Source organism: Paenibacillus sp. RC67, from assembly GCF_030020805.1.
GTDB lineage: Bacteria > Bacillota > Bacilli > Paenibacillales > NBRC-103111 > Paenibacillus_S.
In genome coordinates this window covers 126,243-143,102 of sequence record NZ_CP125098.1, presented here as the reverse complement: position 1 = coordinate 143,102, position 16,860 = coordinate 126,243, and the positions used below count along the sequence as shown (strand labels likewise).

The following is a 16,860-nucleotide window of genomic DNA, read 5'->3' as shown; positions in this document are numbered from 1 at the left end:
GATCTATTTTACCGGAAAAGGTTTGTTTATCTACGAGGGATTTTAAACGGAGTGCTTCCTTAAGGAAGCTCAACCTATGCTTTCGAAGTTAGTTTTACTACGGAAAGCTCTGTAGTGCTTACGAAGTTAGCTTTCCTATCGGAAAGCTCTAAGGAGTAAACCTATGTTTTTTATGAACATGAACGCGGTCATGGCGCTCATCGGAATGATCATCGTCCTGGCCCTCACCCGTTGGTGGCCGCATAACAAGCGAATCCTGCTGCTGGCGTTCAACCTTTGTTTCTTGCTGCTGTTCAGCAAGAAGCTTTTTCTCTTTTACATCATCTATACGTTGTTGAACTATATGAGCTTCTTATGGCTGTGCCATGTGAAAAAGTGGCGTTTATTCTGGTTCATTCTGCTGATCGTTCTGAACGTAGGTGCTGTTTCGGGGATAAGGCTCCTCGGCATGCAGTCGACGGAGAGTCCTCTTTTTGATGCCGTTATTGCACTTACCTTGATCTATAACGTGCTTAAGGTCATCGACGCTCATTATTTCGCTTACTTTTTCGGCAAGGATGCCCGAGCTTCGGTCATTGACTATGTGAACTACATTTTGTTCGTTCCCACCTTTACTTCTGGGCCGATCCTGAAGTTCCGCGACTTTATGGCCGATGCCAAGAAGCCTTATCAGGTTAACTCTAGTCAGGTAGAGGAAGGGATTAAGCGAATTATTCTCGGCTTGTTCAAAAAGCTCGTTGTCGTCACCTGGATGACAGATGTGTTCCATCATGTGCAGAACCAGGAGCTTTACACACACCAATCCATCTTTTTGATGATTTGGTTCTATATTATGCTATTCTTCGACTTTTCGGGGTATTCCGACATTGCTATTGGGTTTGGTCGGCTCATGGGTTACACGATACCGGAAAACTTCAAGAAGCCCTTTCAATCGCCCACGCTCACCCAATTTTGGCGCAACTGGCATGCAACTCTCGGCGATTGGTTCCGCGACCATATCTTTATGTTCTTTACGCGAAAAGCCCCAACAAAGTGGATGGGCGCAGCCCTGTCGATTCTCATTATGGTGCTCATAGGTCTGTGGCATGGCTTCGGCTGGATCTATTTTTTCTATGGACTTTATCATGGTATTGTCATTGCCGTAGAGACTTTACTGGGCAAATCGACCGTGAACAAGAAGAAAGTATCCCGAGCCTACTTCCTCTACCGCTGTGCCCTTACCCAGGCTATTGTAACGCTCTCCGTTATCGTATACAGCGGCAACATCGATACCGTGTTGAAAATTTACCGTGGGTTGTTCCACCTGCCTTTTTAAATGAAGGCTATTCGCCTCGAACTTAAAAAGAGTCTTTCGTTCACTCACAGGAACGTCAGACTCTTTTCTTTTACTCTAGTACAGGGCCAAGTAGCGTTTGCCCGGATTCGCTTTGGAATATAAGTACGCTTCCGTTCCGACGACCTCAATCCGTTCCAAAGAATCCACATCCAAGGAACCGCCCTGCTTCTCATCCCCTTTTGCTTTCAATGCATAAATTAACTGCGGAATCATTTTGTGGTCGCTTGAGACGAAAGTAACCGGAATTTCCTTATCTTGCAGCCGGATTCTCAAGCTGATTCCTCCTTTTCTAACGTTTCAGCATTTTGAACATTTCCTGTCTGCAGCAGACCGGAGAATACAGTATCCATTTTCTCACTGCTTGGTGTTTGCGAAACATGACAATGAATTTGATTATTGCCTGACGCCGAAATAAATACATCGCCGATATGCTGGTACACTTGGTTATGGTCCTTCTTATGAATGTGTACATTGCCCGACTTGATATCGATATTAAGCGAAATTTGATTGGACAATTCGACCAAGCATGTGGACTTTTTAAAGTGATTAGGGAAACGAAGCCATTGGCCAGAAACCGTTTCAACGATTTGGGTATCTTTGCTATACATATTTGATCCGCCCTCTCTTCAAAAAGTTTTGACATCCCGCGATCGACCGACACCGCCGCTGCCTCGGCTGCTCTATGCACCTCTTTTCCTCCGGATTTTGGCGCCTTCATTATTGTACTGGATACGCCATGCAAAGAAATGGGAACGCTGTCGAGACAAACTGTCGAAGTTTATTTTTTTACTGTAATTTCCACGTATCTTGGCTTGTCCTCAACTTGCACTAGGAGTGGAGGCCAAACAATGCTATAATCGAAATTAATCGCGTACACGCGTACATTTTTTATTTTTTCGGAGGTGTCACATGAAATTAGGCGTTTTTACGGTACTTTTTGGCCAAAAGCCTTTCGAAGAAGCATTAGACTTTATTGCATCTAAAGGACTGGACGCGGTTGAATTGGGGACTGGGGGATATCCTGGCAATGCTCATTGTGATCCGGATACGCTCCTTGCTGATGATAGCAAATTGAAGGCGTTCAAAAAAGCGATTGAGTCCCGCGGTTTGTTCATCAGCGCTCTGAGCTGTCATGCAAATCCACTTCATCCCCAGAAAGCCATTTCTGAAGAGCATCAACAATTGATTCTAAAAACCGTTGAGTTGGCCGAGAAGCTGGAAGTACCTGTCGTCAATACATTCTCCGGCTGCCCTGGCGATCATGAAAATGCTAAATATCCTAACTGGCCTGTAGCTCCTTGGCCGCCTGATTATCAAGAAATTTTGGATTGGCAGTGGACTAATAAAGTCATCCCTTATTGGACCGAGACCGGTAAATTTGCTTCGGACCGTAATGTGAAATTTGGATTGGAATTGCATGGTGGCTTCTCCGTTCATACTCCAGCAACTCTACTGCGTCTTCGTGAAGCGGCAGGAGACGTTATCGGAGCGAATCTGGATCCAAGTCATATGTGGTGGCAAGGGATCGATCCGGTTCAAGCCATTCAAATCCTTGGCCGTGCAGGCGCCATTCACCACTTCCATGCCAAAGATACGACCATTGATCCAATCAACGTCAATAAGCACGGTGTGACCGATATGCAGCCTTATACAGCGATGCTGGATCGCGCTTGGCAGTTCCGTAGTGTTGGCTTTGGACATGATCTTAAAACGTGGGCGGATATCATTAGCACTCTTCGCTTGGTTGGCTACGATTACGTTGTCAGTATCGAGCATGAGGATGGTTTAATGTCCGTGGAAGAAGGATTTACCAAAGCAGTACAAAACCTGCAGCAAGTCCTCATCAAAGAACCACTTGGTGAAATGTGGTGGGTGTAGCCCGTCTTCGCTGTCATCTCAAACGAAAAGCCCTGGTCTCCATGAGATCCAGGGCTTCTTTACCTTATAGAGCGTTCCTATAGGCTTGTGATAAAACTACACATGCATTACAGCCGCCGCTTATTTCGCCGCAGCAGTTGAAGTTATTGCTCGATTCCGTTCGATGATTACAATTTGTCCATCCAGTTCATGACCATAACGACGTCCATTATCAAAAACACGATCAAGCTGATCGAGCCGAAGCCGATGGCAAAAGGATTTTTCTTAGCAGCACTCAATAAACGTACTACGCCGATAGCAATAACAATCGTAAATAAAATTACGAATATGTCAAAACTGTCAAATTTACTCGCTGCTTGCGCTGCCTCTTCAGCCAAAAACATCGAGAGACCTCCTTCAATGTACAAAAATGCTTATTTTCTATCTTATCTTGAGTCGACATGAAGTGCAAGCCATAAATAGGAAGTGTAACAAGTTTGTCAACATTTCCTGATTTTATAGTTCTTTTGCTTACCCCTAGTCGATTAAAACTAACATTATTGGATGCAATAACAACACAACCGCTCCTATTGGATACCTAGTCCCAACAATTCGTTATCGATTTACGTATTCTCGTAAAAATGTTACTATTATGGTATTCTTTTTCATACTAAATTAATCGGATTTACGCTTTAAAGGAGGAGCATTTACAACATGGCTTATGAAGCAATTTGGGCGGCCGACCCATCCAAGCTCAGTAAGGTTGAGCTGCAAAAGCTGGAAAAAGACGGTCTAGACGTTATCCGCACCATCATTGAACAATACGCTCACGAAGGCTACGATGCCATCACAGAAGACGATATGAACCGCTTCAAATGGGCCGGTGTGTATGAGCAGAAACCAAAAGACGGTCATTTCATGATGCGTGTTCGGATTAATTCCGGCATCATGACATCCGATCAAGCCCGTGCAATGGCATCCATCGCAAAAGATTACGGACGAGGTCTTGTAGACGTTACGACTAGACAAGCCATCCAGTTTCACTGGCTTCGTGTTGAGAACTTGCCCGATATTTTCAAACGTCTGGAATCGGTAGGCCTCTATTCTTTCGAGGCTTGCGGCGATTGCCCGCGTACCGTTGTTGGGAATCCTTTAGCAGGAATCGACAAAGATGAGCTTATGGATACAACGCAGTTGGTTAATGAAGTCAACGACTTTTTCTTAATGAACCGTGATTTCTCTAACTTACCGCGTAAATATAAAATGTCCATTTCTTCTAATATTTATAACTCCGGTCATGCGGAAATTCAATGTTTGGCGTTTACTCCTGCTACCAAAGTTATTGACGGTCAAGAAGTAGTCGGATTCCATGCATGGGTTGGCGGCGGTTTATCAGCCAAACCACATTTGGCCAAAAGATTGGATCTATTCGTAAAACCGGAAGATGTTTTAAAGGTTGCTACTGGTGTAACCACCATTTATCGTGATCACGGTTACCGTGAAAAACGTCATCATGCCCGTCTGAAATTTCTTGTGGCTGACTGGGGTCCGGAGAAATTCAAAGAAGAGTTAATTAAGCTTATCGGCGACATGCCTTCTCTTGGAGAAGATAAGGTTGTAGGCTGGAAAGCCGCCTATTTCGATGGTGTTCATCCACAAAAGCAAGATGGCTTGAATTATATCGGACTGAGCGTTCCGGTTGGACGTCTGGATGATGCAGAGCTTACGGAGCTGGCTCGTATTGCTGATGAATACGGCGACCAAACGATCCGTACTACTGTATCGCAAAACATTATTTTGTCCGGTGTACCGACAGAGAAAGTGGAGGCAGCATTAGCCGAGAAAATTTTCGAGCGCCTTACGCCGAATCCAAAACATTTCTTAAGCCGTACCGTATCCTGTACCGGCAACGAGTTCTGCAATTTGGCTGTTGTAGAAACCAAGAAAAGAGCCGTTCTCGTTGCTGAATATTTGGATGCACACGTTGAGTTGGACGAAGAAGTTCGTATTCATTTTATCGGCTGTCCTAACGCTTGCGGTCAGAAGCATATCGCTGACATTGGCCTTCAAGGTGCCCTCGTTAAGACGCCTGAAGGTATGGTAGAAGCGTTTGATATCGCGGTAGGTGGTATTCTTGGCCCAGGTGCACAATTTAACCAGGTGTTGAAAGGCCGCGTTAAAGGCGATAATGTAGGGCCTGTCCTAGCTCAGCTGATTTTGTATTATAAAGAAAATCGCAGTGATGATGAAACCTTCCATCAATTCGTTACCCGAGTAGGCATTCCTACCTTCCAAGACAAATTGACTTCGATTCTGGCTTCCTAATTACTGCATCATAGAAAGCTTGGTTCTCTTCTATGGGGACCAAGCTTTTTTGTACACAAAAAATCGCTCAGACCCGTTAAAGTCTGAGCGACAATTCGTTTTATACCACAACGTCTTCCATCTGCTTGACTCGCTGTGCATAATCTTCCGATCTTGCCTTATCTCTCTCAAGAATCGGCTTCAAATACCGTCCAGTATAAGAGCCTTCCACCTTCACTACTTCCTCCGGTGTTCCTGTGGCAACAATCGTTCCACCCTTACTTCCGCCTTCCGGACCCAGGTCGATCATGTAGTCCGCGGTTTTAATAACATCCAGGTTATGCTCGATGACAAGAACCGTTTCCCCGCTCTCTACCAAGCGATGCAAAACCTTTAACAGCCGATCGATATCGTGAATATGAAGTCCCGTTGTAGGCTCATCCAGTATATAGATCGTCTTGCCAGTGCTTCTACGATACAGCTCAGCAGCCAGCTTCACGCGCTGTGCCTCACCACCGGACAATGTGGTCGCCGGTTGTCCCAAATTCATATAGCCTAAGCCAACATCCAGTAGCGTTTGCAGCTTACGATGAATACGCGGAATGTTTTTGAAGAATTCGCACGCGTCCTCGATAGTCATATCCAGCACTTCCGAGATATTCTTCCCTTTGTAGTGAACCTCCAGCGTTTCTCGGTTATAACGCTTGCCCTTACATACTTCGCATGGGACATACACGTCAGGCAAGAAATGCATCTCAATCTTGATAATACCGTCACCGCGACAAGCCTCGCAGCGGCCGCCCTTGACGTTAAAGCTAAAACGGCCTTTCTTATAGCCGCGTACCTTCGCTTCATTCGTCGCCGAATACACGTCACGAATATCATCGAAGACACCTGTGTACGTAGCCGGATTAGAGCGAGGGGTCCGTCCAATCGGAGACTGGTCAATATCGATCACTTTATCGATATGCTCTAGTCCGACGAACTCTCTGTACTCACCAGGACGTACCTTAGCCCCGTTCAGTTCCTTGGCTAATGTTTTATATAACAGCTCATTGATGAGCGTACTTTTACCAGATCCAGATACGCCGGTGACGCATGTAAATACACCTAAAGGAAACTTCACGCTTACGTTACGCAGATTGTTTTCTTTAGCACCCTTGATTTCAAGCCATTTGCCGTTAGGCTTACGTCGTTCTGCACCGACAGGGATAAATTTCTTGCCGCTTAAATATTGGCCGGTTAGCGATTCCGGATCGGCCATAATTTCCTTCGGAGTCCCCTGCGAGACGACATTGCCTCCGTGAATACCAGCCCCTGGCCCGATATCAATAATATAATCGGCTGCCATCATCGTATCTTCGTCGTGCTCAACGACGATCAAAGTATTACCCAAATCGCGCATATGCTCGAGTGTCTTGATCAAGCGATCATTATCTCGCTGATGAAGGCCGATACTCGGCTCGTCAAGAATATACAGTACGCCCATCAAGCTGGAACCGATTTGCGTCGCTAAGCGGATCCGCTGAGCCTCACCGCCAGAAAGCGTTCCTGCTGCCCGGTGCATCGTCAGGTAATCCAGCCCTACATTGACTAAGAATCCGAGCCGAGCATTAATCTCTTTCAATATTAAATGAGCGATCTGAAGCTCTCTATCATTCAAGCTCAAAGATTCGAACCACTCTTGTGAGTCTCCGATCGATAAGGAGGTCACATGGGCAATATTTTTACCGTTGATCGTAACCGCGAGTGTCTCCGGCTTCAAACGCTGACCTTTGCATTTCCCGCACGGCTTGGAGCTCATATAAGTCTCAATATGCTCTCTTATTCCTTCTGAGAACGTATCGCGATAGCGGCGCTCCAAATTCGGAATAATCCCTTCAAAGGCGACCATAGCCTCTTTCTTATGGCCCATATCATTTTCATAACGGAAGCGAACCTTCTCGCCGCCTGTACCATGGAGAAGCTTCTTCATTTGTTCCGCTGTAAGCTCGCTTACCGGCACATTCCTAGGAATCCCGTAATGCTCGCAGACGGCTGCCAGAAACTGAGGATAGTAGTTGGACGTACTTCCTGCCCAAGCTTCAAATGCGCCCTCTTCAATTGTTAATTTTGGATTCGGCACTAATAGATCTGGATCTACGATCATTTTACTGCCTAATCCGTCACAATCGGGGCAAGCCCCGAACGGGCTATTGAAGGAGAACATTCTCGGAGCCAGCTCTTCCATACTGAAGCCGCACTCCGGACAAGCCAGGTTTTGGCTGAACAGAAGCTCTTCTTGCTCCAATATATCGACGATAACGCGGCCGTTACCTAGCTTGAGTGCAGTTTCCAGTGAGTCTGCCAGCCGCGCCTGCACATCGGCTTTGACAACAATACGATCCACAACGACTTCAATGCTGGACTTTTTGTTTTTATCGAGTTCGATTTTATCCGATAAGTCCATGACTTCTCCGTTAACACGGACACGCACAAAGCCCTGCTTCTGAATATCCGCAAGCAGCTTCGTGTGTTCACCTTTACGTCCGGAAATAATAGGAGCCAATATTTGCAGACGTGTTCGCTCCGGATACTCCATAATCCGGTCTACCATCTGTTCTACGGTTTGTGAAGTAATTTCGATCTTATGATCCGGGCAATGAGGACGGCCAATCCGAGCAAAAAGCAGCCGGAGATAGTCGTAGATTTCCGTCACCGTCCCTACAGTTGAGCGCGGGTTGCGGCTGGTCGTTTTTTGATCAATGGAAATCGCCGGAGATAGTCCTTCTATAGAATCAACGTCAGGCTTATCCATCTGCCCGAGGAACTGCCGCGCATAGGCGGACAGCGATTCTACATACCTACGTTGGCCTTCTGCATAGATCGTATCGAATGCCAGCGATGACTTACCGGAGCCGCTAAGCCCCGTCAATACAACAAATTGGTCGCGTGGAATCGTTACATCAATATTTTTCAAATTGTGCGCTCTCGCGCCCTTGATTACTATATTGTCTCTGGCCACTTACCTTCCACCATCCTTCATATTTCAACGGAGCTGACATCTGCTTAAATTCCGTACTCACTTTGATGGAGATCCGCCATTTCCGAGTTCTTATAAATCCATACCCTACCCAAACTTTGCAGCAAATAAAACAATCTATTTCAACATTATACCCACTATAGCTCTGCCTTTAACTCCATAACGGCATCACGGAGCTCAGCGGCACGTTCAAACTGCAGGTTTTTGGCCGCTTCTTTCATTTCCTGCTCCAAACGATCGATTAGAGACATACGATCTTTCTTAGACATCTTCGCCTGCTTCACATCAGTTAAATAATCCGCCTTGGTCTCGGCTACCTTAACTGCCTCGATGACGTCGCGTACTTTCTTTTGTATCGTCTGTGGAGTAATTCCATGCTTCTCGTTATATGCAGTCTGGATTTCACGACGACGACTCGTCTCACGCATCGCTTTATCCATAGAGTCGGTTATCTTATCGCCGTACATAATCACTCGACCATTGGCATTCCTTGCCGCACGACCGATAGTCTGAATCAGCGACCGCTCTGCACGGAGGAAGCCTTCTTTATCTGCGTCAAGAATCGCTACCAGCGATACTTCCGGCAGGTCCAGCCCTTCTCTCAGCAGGTTGATACCGACAAGCACATGAAATACGCCAAGCCGCAGGTCACGCAGTATTTGCATTCGCTCCAGCGTCTTAATATCGGAGTGCAAATAACGTACCTTAATGCCGATCTCCTTAAAGTAATCCGTTAAATCCTCCGCCATCTTCTTGGTTAATGTGGTAACTAATACACGTTCGTCCTTACGAATCCGGTCCTGAATTTCTCCAAGCAGATCGTCTATCTGCCCTTTGGTCGGACGAACCTCAATCACAGGATCTATCAAGCCCGTCGGACGAATAATCTGTTCCACCATGTCCGGGCAGTGCTCCAATTCATACGGTCCTGGGGTTGCTGAAATATACAGTGCCTGGGTCACTTTCTTCTCAAATTCCTCGAATCGTAGCGGCCGGTTATCCATCGCAGAAGGAAGACGAAATCCATGCTCTACTAGTACTTCCTTACGTGCTCTATCCCCGTTATACATCCCTCGGATTTGCGGAAGAGATACGTGCGACTCGTCTACAACAATTAGCATATCGTCTGGGAAGTAGTCGAACAAGGTGTACGGCGTCGCTCCACGTTCTCGGAACGTCAGTGGTCCTGAATAGTTCTCAATCCCCGAGCAGAAGCCCATCTCTTGCATCATTTCGATATCGTAGCGAGTCCGCTGCTCCAAGCGTTGAGCTTCCAGCAGCTTGCCTTTTCCGCGAAGTTCCTCCAGCCGTTCCTCCAACTCGCGTTCAATATCTACAAGTGCCCTTTTCATCGTATCCTCATGGGTTACGAAGTGAGACGCCGGGAAGATGGCAATATGATCTCTCTCGCCCAGAATTTCGCCCGTTAGGACATCAATCTCCGTAATCCGTTCGATTTCATCACCGAACAGCTCCACACGAACCGCATGCTCGCTATGTGAAGCCGGGAATATTTCTACGACGTCGCCCCTTACACGGAACGTGCCACGGACAAAATTCATATCATTACGCTGATATTGAATGTCGATCAGTCGATGCAGTATTTCATTACGCGAACGTTCCATTCCAACACGCAGCGACATGACCAGATTGCGATACTCCATCGGAGAACCCAAGCCGTAAATGCACGACACGCTCGCAACGATAATGACATCGCGGCGCTCGAACAACGAGCTGGTAGCCGAATGTCGCAGTTTATCTATTTCATCATTTATACTCGAGTCTTTTTCAATAAACGTATCGGATGAAGGAATGTAGGCCTCTGGCTGATAATAATCGTAGTAGCTGACAAAATATTCAACCGCATTATTTGGAAAAAACTCCTTCAGCTCACTGCACAGCTGCGCAGCCAACGTCTTATTGTGAGCAATTAACAGTGTAGGCCGATTTAACTTCGCGATAACTTGAGCCGCGGTAAAGGTCTTCCCCGTTCCTGTCGCTCCGAGCAGCGTCTGATGCTTATTCCCCGCCTGGATGCTTTCTAAAAGCTTCTCTATAGCCTTCGGCTGATCTCCCTGAGGAGAGAACTCGGATACCAGCTCAAAGCGCTTATCACTCATCACTACATCGTTCATTTCGTCACCGCCTATTGAAAAAGATCATTTTCTATAAACTTTTGCCCAGATGTTTCCGATAAATACTATGCGCCTCATCGACGCAGGTTGACTCCGTTCGACTTTTTCCTTAATAGGAATATTTGTTCCCATATATTATACCTTTTTTCAGCTTATGTTGCAAACGCATAAGTCTTCCACTTATACGCTGCATCTACAGCAGGAAGAACGGATTTTTAAACAAAAAAGCATTCTCATTTACTCGAAGCAGGGGTGGTACGAAAATGGATTTGACAACAATTATAGGTATTGTATTCGGCGTGGGGGCCCTAATCGGCGGGTATATGTGGGATGGCGGGCACATTTCTGCACTGATAGTCCCAAGCGCCATGCTGATCGTTTTCGGGGGGACCATTGGGGCTGTAGTTGTAAGCTTTCCGATGTCTACATTGAAAGAAACGGGTAAGGCGCTTAAAATGGCGTTTAAAGAAACGAAACGTGATCCAGGCACTATTATTGATGAACTCGTCGATATGGCTACCGTTGCCAGACGTGAGGGCGTGCTTGCTTTGGAGCAGCGTGCACAAGAGCATTCCAACGATTTTTTGCGTGATGGCCTGATGATGGTTGTTGACGGTACCGATCCTGAATTAACAAGACAAATTTTAGAGCTCGAAATGGATGCTTTGGAGCATCATCATGAAGGCTGGGCCAAAATTTTTGAATCCGCTGGCGGTTTTGCGCCAACCATGGGGATCATCGGTACGGTAATGGGCCTTATCCACGTATTAGGTAACCTGTCCGAGCCGAGCACGTTAGGCCCTGCTATCGCGGTTGCTTTTGCAGCTACCTTGTATGGTGTAGCATCCGCGAACGTTATTTATATGCCGCTTGCCCAAAAGATCAAAGTCCGCAGTAAAGAGCAAATCTCCGAAATGGAGCTTATGCTGGAGGGGATTTTGGCGCTGCAAGCTGGTGAAAATCCACAGCTGATCAAGAAAAAATTGAAATCGTTCCTACACCAAGAGCAGAAGAAACCGGAAAGCGAAGGTGATACCGGTGGCGAGGAGAAATAAAAAACACGCACCGCATGAGAATCATGAACGATGGTTAATTACTTATTCTGACCTGATCACACTTCTGTTGGTTTTCTTTATTATCATGTACGCTATGAGTAAAATCGATAATGAAAAGTATACCGTGCTAGCCTCTGCGCTCAGCTTTGAATTTAAAAAGTCCGATACGGTCATGCCTCAGGGCGAGGGCGTTCTCGGCCGTGTAAGTACGGCTAAGGCTCAAGAAGGCGAAAAAACCGAGAACAACGACAAGGATAAGAAGGAACGCGAAGAAAAGGAACAGCGTGAAAAACAGCTGGAGAACCTGCTCGAGAAAATACAGCAGTACATTCAGCAGAACAACCTGCAAGCTCAGGTGTTTGCCGCCAATACGCCTCGAGGTGTTGCGGTTACGTTGAACGATTTGTTCCTATTTGATCTCGGGAAAGCTGAGCTTAAGAAAGACGCGTATCCGATTCTGAATCAGTTAGCCAGCTTGTTCCCGACTTTACAAGACACAACCATCAGCATTGAGGGGCATACAGACAATCTGCCATTGGCAACCGGTTCGCTGTATAAGGATAACTGGGGGCTCTCGAATGAACGATCCCTTTCCGTTCTCCGCTATTTTGTATACAACGATGGATTGGATCCTAAAAAATTCATGTCTACCGGATATGCGGACACACGCCCTGTCGCAGACAATGATACGGTGGAGAACCGCTCCAAAAACCGTCGTGTTGAAATTGTCGTGTTGAGAGACAAAAACTGATTCCATCCTTTATTGAATCTACCTTGCTAACAAAAAACATGCTGCATAAAAAAGAGCTGTCGGAATGAAATCCGGCAGCTCTTTCTTTTGTTCATTAACTTTACATCGGTTTTGTACCGGAAGGCTTGCTAAGCAGGCCGACCAGCTTTTTCCGCATATAAGCAAATATATGAGTATGCTTCTCTTCAGCATAATACATGGCATCTTGATCCGGGGCCAACAAAATACCTAACTGATGGTGCTCCCCAGAGAACATAGCCCGCTTCAAAAACTTACTCTCGCCTTCTAAATTCAATACTTCCAGCTTACAAAAGGCCGAATTCATTTGCATCGCCTGATGCAGCTCGCTTTTCGTTCTTATAGATACGCCGTTGACCTTGTGAATGATCTCCCCCGGTACAATGTCGAGCTCAGCCGCAGCACTTCCAGGCAGCACAGCCAAAACCTTCAACCCTCGCTGATCGTGTACGAAAATCGGAGTACGCTTGGCCTCATCCCAACGACTGTACAATAGCAAACCTTCATGCAGCGCTATACAAAGGATAGAGGCTACCAGAGTCATTACAGGCCACTCATGAGCAATTATCGCAAACAACAAAACCAGACATGCATATACTGCCAAAAGCCGAGCGCTCATTCGCGCCTTCTGTTGGGGAAGTCTGGACATCGTTAATTCGGCAAAGCCGATCATGACAGGGAAGCCGACGATGGTCCAACCGCCGCTCCACAAATTTCCCCCTAGCAGTGGTGTCCAAGGGAGAGGATTTGCACTTCCTCCTTGAAGCGGTACAAGCAAGAACAAGGCAATGGGCCAAAAACCTTGCATGTGATAGCCGCCGACGATTTTGCCGCGCTTGCTCTCATAAAACATGGGTGTGGCTGTTCTAGCACCCTGCATTCGAACTAGTAGCGCCTCGACCAGATGAAGCACCGCTACAAGGGCAAGCAGCGCTGGCAGATTCAGGCTCAGTATAGGGTCCAGTAACCATGCTGGCATTACATTCGCCAATGCATCTATAGAAGAGCTTAGCACCTGAAGCACACCGATAACACCAACTGCGTAGGCCCAGCACAGAAAACGAACACGGAATAAGATGAGAAGCAACGACAGGATCCAAAGCAATATGACCGCCTCGGGCTGAATCGTGGCTCCGACTACAGCCATTAGCACAGAGGCTGCCAGCCCGCCTATCCATCCCCAAAGCAGTGTCCGCCAGGTTTCGGATATCAGCGAGTGCAGCTTAGTGTGGAACAGCTTGCGCTCAAACTGAATCTGCCTTCTATATTGAAGCACAATAAATAGAATCCCTACATAATAGAACGGATGCGCGAGCAATTGCAGCAGGGCCCTAAGCCCATGATAAGCTATATCGGCTAATATGTTCATAAGGCTGCTCCTTCTTGTAACAGGGATAAACTGATTCAAACAAAAAAAGAAAGAAAGCTGGACGAATCCAACCTTCTTTACCATTCGACGCTTATAACCCGTTTTCCTTCTGTATTCCCATTTTTCCCATCCAGCCCTTATTTGGTAATAGCTGTTTGGACTTGTTGAACTGCTGCTTTCAGCTGCAGATCGTTTTTAGGATCTTTGATTTCCGTCAAAATTGCTTTTTCCAGCTGATTAGCCGTCTCTACATCAACTTCACCGGTCACCGGCAAGTTATGAAGACGCTGGAACGATTTTACGGATGCCGCTGTTTTTTCACTGAAATAACCATCTGTGCGATCCGGGTTCAAACCGACTCCGGACAACATGATTTGCAGATTTTTAACGTCCTCGCCTGTCGTATCAGGCTTTAAGGTAGCTTTCTTGGTTAATGGAGCCACTTTAAAGAAGGTCGGCTGTTCGACAGGGATATCCGGTGTGATTCCTTTTTTATGAATCCATGTACCGTTCGGCGTCAGCCATTTGTATACGGTCATCTTAATATTGCTTCCATCGCCCATTTCCTTCTCGAACGGTACCTGTACTGTCCCTTTACCGTAAGAAGTTTCTCCAACCAGCTTACTATCAGCCGAATCATGAAGGGCTCCTGCCAATATTTCCGAGGCACTCGCGCTGCCTTTGTTCATAAGAACGGTAACGGGATAATTTTTGCCTGTTCCTTGAGAAGGAGTATCCTCCTGCTTACCTTTGCGATCCTCAATCTTCACAATCGGCTTCCCTTTAGCTATGAAAGGCTCTACGATCTCAACTACAGCCTGCAGCAAACCGCCCGGATCGTTACGAACGTCAATAACAAGCCCCTTCATCCCTTTGGCTTCCAGGTTCTTTAGCTCGTCCTTAAAGCGTTTAGCCGTATTGGTTGAAAATTGACGAATTTCAATTTTTCCGATGTTTCCTTGAAGCATCTCGGCATAGACCGTTTCTACATCAATGTCATCACGAACTACGATCATTTGAATAGGTTCCTGCGTACCTGGACGCATGATTTCAAGCTTAGCCTGCGTACCTTTTGGCCCGCGGATTTTCATAACAGCCTGATTCAACGTTAGCCCGTCCAATTTCTCGCCATTCACTGACATAATGACATCCTTCGCATGCAAACCGGCTTTTTCAGCAGGCGAGCCTTTGATAGGCGCCACAATCGTGACCTTGCCGTCTTCGGTCGATACTTCAGCACCAATACCTTGAAACGAAGAAGTAATGCTTTCATCGAACTGCTTAGCTTCTTTTTGATCCATATACACGGTAAAAGGATCTTCCAATGTAGCCAGCATCCCATTAATCGCTCCGTTGACGACCTTCTCATGATCGACCTCGGATAAAAACTTGTTCTCAATCAACTGATACGTCGTCGATATTTTGTTAATGTCCTTGGTTGTCAGCCCGGATTTCACCGTTCCTGAAGCGCCGCCATCCTTACCGACTCCGGCTAGCATAGATGGGTTTACAATCGTAAGCGTCATAATGCTGCTGGCGAACATAGCCAACAAAATAAATGCCAAAACGGTACGTCCCTTAAATGTCATTACCCTGTATACACCGCCTTTGTTCGTGCCTTGGTGAACTCGTCTTTGTATTATATGACAAGCTATTAGAAATTATTAACAGCGGTTTTATTTTAAGTATGGCTTCGGATCTACCGGTTCCTCATTAATACGTACTTCGAAGTGCAAATGGTTGCCAGTGGATTCGCCTGTGGAGCCGACTTCTGCTACTTTTTGGCCCCGTTTCACATGATCGCCTTTCTCTACCACCGTGCCTCCATTGCGAATATGTCCGTACAACGTCCAATAACCGTTTCCATGGTCTATAATAACCGTGTTTCCATAGCCGCTCCACCACGAAGCAACAATGACTTCGCCTTCGGCAGCTGCTAAAATATCGGTTCCGTTAGGAGCACCTAGGTCAATTCCCTTATGCAGCTTTTTAGCACCGGTGAACGGATCGGAACGATACCCGAAATCCGATGTCATTGGCGCCACTTTAGCTAACGGATAGCCGAATTTGCCACCGGAGGATGTCGCCGCAGGCGCAGAAGGAGCCGCCGTGCTGCCTCCGCCGCTGCTGCCGTTCGTTTTGGCCTTTGCAGCGGCGGCTGCTGCAGCTGCTGCCGCCTCAGCCGCCGCCGCTTTACGCTTGTCCGCTGCCAAAGCTGCCGATTTGCGGGCATATTGAAGAAGCTGCTGCTCCTGATCCTCGCTGATGTCTTCCAAATCCTTTTCTTTTTTGGCAAGACTAGCGATCTTGACTTCCTTATCCTTCTCCTTGGACACAAGACCCGCTTTGATCGTCGCAGACTGATTATAAAGGTCGCTTACCTTCTTTAACTCCTGCTCAATCTGGTTTTGTTTGACTTCCTTCGTTTCCCGGTCTCGCTGGTTGGCCTGCAATATCTCCTTATCCTGGTTGACAATAGCCTTTAATGCGTTCATTCGATCTAAAAAGTCTCCGAAGCTCGTAGAGCTCAACAGTACGTCCGCATAAGATACAACACCGTTCATATACATAAGGCGCAGACGAGATTTTAACAATACATCGCGGGCCTCAATTTGCTCTTTTAGTTCATCCAGCAGTTTGCTGTTTAGCTGCAAATCATCCTTAGTCGTGGATATTTGGTCATTCAGAGTATTCAGCTTGAGATTCTCAGCCTCGATCTGCTTAATGATACTTTTAACCTCGGCTTCCACCTGCTGCTTATCCTGCTGCACTTTACCAATTTCATTTTGCGTATCGGCAGCCTTTTGCTGAGTAGTATTCTGCTGTTTTTTCAGTTGATCCAGCTGCTGCTGAATCTTTTGCGATTCGGACAAAGCAAAGGACAGCTGCGGAACAAGCAGCGTGCTTGCCATCCCTGCGGTAACGATTAGTGACAGAACAGACTTCTTCAACTTTCGTTTCCTCCCCAACTAGATTCATACTTTAGCCAGGCACTGGCCCAAGCCCCTTCACG

The 16,860-nt window shown here is 46.7% G+C and carries 13 protein-coding genes; 5 read left to right on the top strand and 8 right to left on the bottom strand.

Annotated features, from left to right (window positions below):
* The first annotated feature begins 163 nt into the window (after positions 1 to 163).
* Positions 164 to 1,315 carry an MBOAT family O-acyltransferase gene (locus QMA13_RS00640; RefSeq protein ID WP_282938831.1) on the top strand — a complete coding sequence of 384 codons (1,152 nt, stop codon included), beginning with the start codon at positions 164 to 166 and terminating at the stop codon, positions 1,313 to 1,315.
* A gap of 75 nt (positions 1,316 to 1,390) precedes the next feature.
* On the opposite strand, the gene QMA13_RS00635 is transcribed toward QMA13_RS00640, so the two are convergent.
* Together QMA13_RS00635 and QMA13_RS00630 are read right to left on the bottom strand one after the other, a co-directional pair.
* Positions 1,391 to 1,609: a hypothetical protein gene (locus tag QMA13_RS00635; protein WP_282938830.1), complete on the bottom strand. Its 219-nt coding sequence runs from the start codon at positions 1,607 to 1,609 to the stop codon at positions 1,391 to 1,393.
* On the bottom strand, positions 1,606 to 1,944 hold the full coding sequence (locus QMA13_RS00630; RefSeq protein WP_282938829.1) for a hypothetical protein: 339 nt from the start codon (positions 1,942 to 1,944) through the stop codon (positions 1,606 to 1,608). Before QMA13_RS00630 ends, QMA13_RS00635 begins: the two co-directional genes overlap by 4 nt.
* 301 nt (positions 1,945 to 2,245) lie before the next feature.
* On the opposite strand from QMA13_RS00630, the gene QMA13_RS00625 reads away from it, so the two are divergent.
* Positions 2,246 to 3,214, top strand: coding sequence for a sugar phosphate isomerase/epimerase family protein (locus QMA13_RS00625; protein WP_282938828.1), 969 nt, complete (start codon positions 2,246 to 2,248; stop codon positions 3,212 to 3,214).
* Positions 3,215 to 3,381: 167 nt separating this feature from the next.
* Here the strand turns inward: QMA13_RS00625 and QMA13_RS00620 are convergent, their stop codons facing one another.
* Positions 3,382 to 3,597 (bottom strand): hypothetical protein, encoded by a 216-nt coding sequence (locus QMA13_RS00620; RefSeq protein ID WP_282938827.1) that lies wholly within the window; start codon positions 3,595 to 3,597, stop codon positions 3,382 to 3,384.
* Positions 3,598 to 3,907: 310 nt separating this feature from the next.
* On the opposite strand from QMA13_RS00620, the gene QMA13_RS00615 reads away from it, so the two are divergent.
* A complete protein-coding gene (locus QMA13_RS00615; RefSeq protein WP_282938826.1) occupies positions 3,908 to 5,518 on the top strand; it encodes a nitrite/sulfite reductase in 1,611 nt (536 codons plus the stop codon).
* A gap of 100 nt (positions 5,519 to 5,618) precedes the next feature.
* Here QMA13_RS00615 and uvrA read toward each other — a convergent pair whose 3' ends face one another.
* Positions 5,619 to 8,501, bottom strand: a complete 2,883-nt coding sequence (gene uvrA / locus QMA13_RS00610; protein ID WP_282938825.1) for an excinuclease ABC subunit UvrA — start codon at positions 8,499 to 8,501, stop codon at positions 5,619 to 5,621.
* Positions 8,502 to 8,656: 155 nt separating this feature from the next.
* Positions 8,657 to 10,654 (bottom strand): excinuclease ABC subunit UvrB, encoded by a 1,998-nt coding sequence (gene uvrB, locus QMA13_RS00605; protein WP_282938824.1) that lies wholly within the window; start codon positions 10,652 to 10,654, stop codon positions 8,657 to 8,659.
* A gap of 263 nt (positions 10,655 to 10,917) precedes the next feature.
* Here uvrB and QMA13_RS00600 point away from each other — a divergent pair, with 263 nt between their 5' ends.
* Both QMA13_RS00600 and QMA13_RS00595 read left to right on the top strand, forming a co-directional pair.
* Positions 10,918 to 11,709 (top strand): flagellar motor protein, encoded by a 792-nt coding sequence (locus QMA13_RS00600; RefSeq protein ID WP_282938823.1) that lies wholly within the window; start codon positions 10,918 to 10,920, stop codon positions 11,707 to 11,709.
* Positions 11,693 to 12,460: a flagellar motor protein MotB gene (locus QMA13_RS00595; protein ID WP_282938822.1), complete on the top strand. Its 768-nt coding sequence runs from the start codon at positions 11,693 to 11,695 to the stop codon at positions 12,458 to 12,460. The genes QMA13_RS00600 and QMA13_RS00595 overlap by 17 nt, the downstream gene beginning before the upstream one ends.
* A 100-nt stretch (positions 12,461 to 12,560) precedes the next feature.
* Here QMA13_RS00595 and QMA13_RS00590 read toward each other — a convergent pair whose 3' ends face one another.
* From QMA13_RS00590 to QMA13_RS00580, 3 genes are all read right to left on the bottom strand, one after another.
* Entirely contained in the window at positions 12,561 to 13,847 is a 1,287-nt protein-coding gene (locus tag QMA13_RS00590) for a PDZ domain-containing protein (protein WP_282938821.1), read from the bottom strand.
* 137 nt (positions 13,848 to 13,984) lie between these two features.
* Positions 13,985 to 15,436 (bottom strand): S41 family peptidase, encoded by a 1,452-nt coding sequence (locus QMA13_RS00585; RefSeq protein WP_282938820.1) that lies wholly within the window; start codon positions 15,434 to 15,436, stop codon positions 13,985 to 13,987.
* Between the two features lie 87 nt (positions 15,437 to 15,523).
* A complete protein-coding gene (locus QMA13_RS00580) occupies positions 15,524 to 16,798 on the bottom strand; it encodes a murein hydrolase activator EnvC family protein (RefSeq protein WP_282938819.1) in 1,275 nt (424 codons plus the stop codon).
* Between the last annotated feature and the right edge of the window lie 62 nt (positions 16,799 to 16,860).

What these genes read in the sequence shown, in the direction of transcription:
- QMA13_RS00590 (WP_282938821.1), bottom strand. Translation starts at nt 13,847, where the DNA reads ATGAACATATTAGCCGATATAGCTTATCATGGGCTTAGGGCCCTGCTG.
- QMA13_RS00625 (WP_282938828.1), top strand. Translation starts at nt 2,246, where the DNA reads ATGAAATTAGGCGTTTTTACGGTACTTTTTGGCCAAAAGCCTTTCGAA.
- QMA13_RS00615 (WP_282938826.1), top strand. Translation starts at nt 3,908, where the DNA reads ATGGCTTATGAAGCAATTTGGGCGGCCGACCCATCCAAGCTCAGTAAG.
- QMA13_RS00630 (WP_282938829.1), bottom strand. Translation starts at nt 1,944, where the DNA reads ATGTATAGCAAAGATACCCAAATCGTTGAAACGGTTTCTGGCCAATGG.
- QMA13_RS00640 (WP_282938831.1), top strand. Translation starts at nt 164, where the DNA reads ATGTTTTTTATGAACATGAACGCGGTCATGGCGCTCATCGGAATGATC.
- QMA13_RS00600 (WP_282938823.1), top strand. Translation starts at nt 10,918, where the DNA reads ATGGATTTGACAACAATTATAGGTATTGTATTCGGCGTGGGGGCCCTA.
- QMA13_RS00620 (WP_282938827.1), bottom strand. Translation starts at nt 3,597, where the DNA reads ATGTTTTTGGCTGAAGAGGCAGCGCAAGCAGCGAGTAAATTTGACAGT.
- uvrB (WP_282938824.1), bottom strand. Translation starts at nt 10,654, where the DNA reads ATGAACGATGTAGTGATGAGTGATAAGCGCTTTGAGCTGGTATCCGAG.
- QMA13_RS00585 (WP_282938820.1), bottom strand. Translation starts at nt 15,436, where the DNA reads ATGACATTTAAGGGACGTACCGTTTTGGCATTTATTTTGTTGGCTATG.